Origin of the sequence: Rheinheimera sp., assembly GCF_036568245.1 — a bacterium.
Classification (GTDB): Bacteria; Pseudomonadota; Gammaproteobacteria; order Enterobacterales; family Alteromonadaceae; genus Alishewanella.
This window is the reverse complement of sequence record NZ_DATCSY010000159.1, coordinates 1-3,385: the sequence shown is the minus strand read 5'-3', so window position 1 is coordinate 3,385 and position 3,385 is coordinate 1. Positions and strand designations below refer to the sequence as shown.

Sequence of the window (3,385 nt, the reverse complement as noted above, 5' to 3'; positions counted from 1 at the left end):
CGCCAGTACTCTCGCGCCCTGGATATCTGCTACGGCTTTGGGTTTTCTTGCCATGCCGCGGAAAAAGTCCGGATGACGGATATAGGTAGAATCAGGCCAGGCATAGGTCTTCGCTTTAGGCACATCTATTGCCTGCCAGCTGTCATCACCTTCAAACACCTGAGCATACTCTGCACTGAACATACTGCTTTGAACTTTGGCTACCGCGTCTGCAATTTGCTGGCTGTCTGGCCAGATATCTTTCAAATAGACATCGTTGCCCTGTCTGTCTTTGCCAAGCGGTTGATGGCCAAGATCAATATTTACCGTACCGGCTAAAGCGTAGGCCACCACCAACGGCGGCGATGCCAGCCAGTTTGATTTCACCAGCGGGTGAATACGGCCTTCAAAGTTACGGTTACCTGACAATACCGCAGATACATTCAGATCTGAAGCAGCAATAGCCTCTTCTATCGGCTTGGCTAACGGCCCCGAGTTACCAATGCAGGTTGTGCAGCCATAGCCCACCAGATGAAACCCCAGCTGCTCAAGTGCCGGCATTAACCCGGCGTCCTCTAAATAACGGGTAACCACTTTAGAGCCAGGCGCTAGCGAGCTCTTCACCCACGGCTGGCGCTTTAATCCCTTAGCAACAGCATTCTTTGCCAGCAAACCCGCCGCCATCAGCACGCTTGGATTAGAGGTATTCGTGCAAGAGGTTATCGCTGCGATAACCACCGCATGATTATCCAGCCGGATACGCTCGCCATTAAAGTCGAAACTGCGGTCAACGACAGGTGCATCAGTCTGACCGCCCCCCTCGTTCAGCAGCTCAGCGTCGCGCTGCTGGCTGACCTTTTTCTCTTGCGCAATGGCGGCATCACAATGCTGTTTCAGTTCGGTCAGAGTAACTTTATCCTGTGGCCGCTTCGGCCCTGCCAGCGATGCCACTACCGTATCTAAATTCAGATGCAGGGTGTCGGTAAATATCGGTGTTTCGCCGCTTTTACGCCATAACCCCTGCTGCTGACAATAGGTTTTCACTCTGGCAATCAGCGCATCATCCCGGCCGGTCAGCTTCATATAATCCAAGGTCACCTGATCAACCGGGAAAAAACCACAGGTGGCACCATACTCGGGCGCCATATTGGCGATAGTCGCCCGATCTGCCAGCGCCAGCTGGTCCAGACCATCACCAAAAAACTCGACAAACTTACCCACCACACCATGCTTACGCAGCATTTGCGTTACAGTCAGTACCAGATCGGTTGCCGTAATGCCGGGCTGCAGCTTACCGCTGAACTCAAACCCCACCACTTCAGGAATAATCATCGACACCGGCTGCCCCAGCATCGCAGCTTCGGCTTCAATACCACCGACACCCCAGCCCAGAATGCCCAGCGCATTGATCATAGTGGTGTGCGAATCAGTGCCGACCAGGGTATCGGGATAGGCCAGAGTGCCATCATCGGTTTGCTCTGCCCAGACACTCTGCCCAAGATATTCCAGATTTACCTGATGGCAGATACCTGTGCCAGGCGGCACAACCCTAAAATTACGAAATGCTTTGGCGCCCCAGCGTAAAAAGGCGTAGCGCTCGTAGTTTCGCTGCATTTCAATATCAACGTTCTGCTTAAACGCTTGCTCAGTAGCATACTTATCAACCATCACTGAGTGGTCAATTACTAGGTCGACCGGTGACAACGGGTTGACCTTATCCGGGTCTTCGCCGAGTGCAGCGACAGCGGCGCGCATAGCGGCCAAATCAACCACTGCCGGTACACCGGTGAAATCCTGCATTAATACCCGTGCCGGGCGAAAGGCAATTTCACGATCAGAGGTGCCGGTTTTCTGCCAATTCACCAGCGCCTGAATATCGTCAGTGGTGACAGTGTCGTCATCAAGATTACGCAGCAGGTTTTCCAGTAGTATTTTCAGAGAAAACGGCAACCGGTTGATATCACCAAAAGTCTCTGCTGCTTTTTTCAGACTGAAAATATGATATGGCTTCTCATTGACCAGCAGTTCGCTGGCAAAAGGATTGCGCTTTGACATGACTTACCTCGTGCTGATTGTAATTTACTCAAGTGTAGTTCATCAGCTATACAGTACGAGGGATTAACGGTGAATGACTGGCTAAGCGGGATGCGCAGCAACTATACAGCCGCTGCGCTAATCATTTATAAAATAACAGAATTTTTAAACCAGGCTAATTTTGGCAAACTTACGCTTACCGACCTGATAAATGGCTTCGCTGCCTTTGGCAATGTCCAGTTTAGTGTCTTCTACCTTGGTATCACCATTTAGCTTAACAGCACCCTGCTTGATCATACGAATGGCCTCGGAGGTACTCTCCACCAGGCCAGCTTCTTTTAGCAGGTTTGCGATAGGCATGCTGTCACCGTCACAACGGACACTCAGCTGTGGAATATCATCCGGCAAGGCGTTTTTGCTAAAACGCTGGATAAAATCCTGATGTGCAGCATCAGCTGCAGCCTGGTCATGAAAACGGGCAATAATTTCTTTTGCCAGCTCAATTTTTACATCGCGTGGATTGGCGCCTGCGGCCACCTGTTGTTTGAGTGCAGCAATGTCTTCCAACGCCCGGAAGCTCAGTAAGTCGTAGTAGCGCCACATTAACTCATCTGATATCGACATAATTTTGCCAAACATGTCATTAGGTGCATCAGTAATACCGACGTAATTACCCAAGGATTTTGACATTTTCTGTACGCCATCCAAGCCTTCCAGCAGCGGTACCATCATCACTGTTTGCGGGCGCTGACCTTCATCTTTTTGCAGCTCACGGCCCATTAACAGGTTAAAACGCTGGTCGGTTCCACCCATTTCGACATCAGCCTGCAATGCGACTGAATCCCAGCCCTGTACCAGCGGATATAAAAATTCATGGATAGCAATAGACTGGTTATTGGCATAACGCTTTTTAAAATCGTCCCGTTCCAGCATCCGGGCAACCGTTTGCCGGGCCGCCAGTTTGATCATGCCGGCGGCACCTAACTCGTTCATCCACTCCGAGTTAAACGCTACCCGGGTTTTGGCCGGGTCCAGTATTTTAAACACCTGATCTTTGTAAGTCTGGGCGTTGGCCAGCACTTCTTCACGGGTTAGCGGTTTACGGGTAACGTTTTTGCCAGTCGGGTCACCAATTAAACCGGTAAAATCACCGATTAGAAAAATAACCTCGTGCCCCAATTGCTGGAAAGCGCGCAGTTTGTTGATAAGAACGGTATGACCAAGGTGCAAATCAGGTGCAGTCGGGTCAAAGCCAGCCTTTATTTTTAGTGGCTTGCCTTCTTTTAATTTGGCAATTAGCTCTTCTTCCAGCAGAATTTCTTCGCAGCCGCGTTTTAATTCAGCTAAAGCCAGCTCCCAATCCGCCATTTTT

Annotated in this window: 2 protein-coding genes; both read right to left on the bottom strand. The window is 50.4% G+C overall.

The annotated features are described in order from the left end of the window. Positions 1-2,034, bottom strand: a 2,034-nt coding sequence (acnA, locus tag VIN66_RS06855; protein ID WP_331923283.1) for an aconitate hydratase AcnA, incomplete at its 3' end; no start/stop codon positions are given. Positions 2,035-2,178: 144 nt separating this feature from the next. Beyond that, the gene (tyrS, locus tag VIN66_RS06850; RefSeq protein WP_331923284.1) at positions 2,179-3,381 is read right to left on the bottom strand and encodes a tyrosine--tRNA ligase; all 1,203 of its coding nucleotides are present in this window, start codon (positions 3,379-3,381) and stop codon (positions 2,179-2,181) included. Between the last annotated feature and the right edge of the window lie 4 nt (positions 3,382-3,385).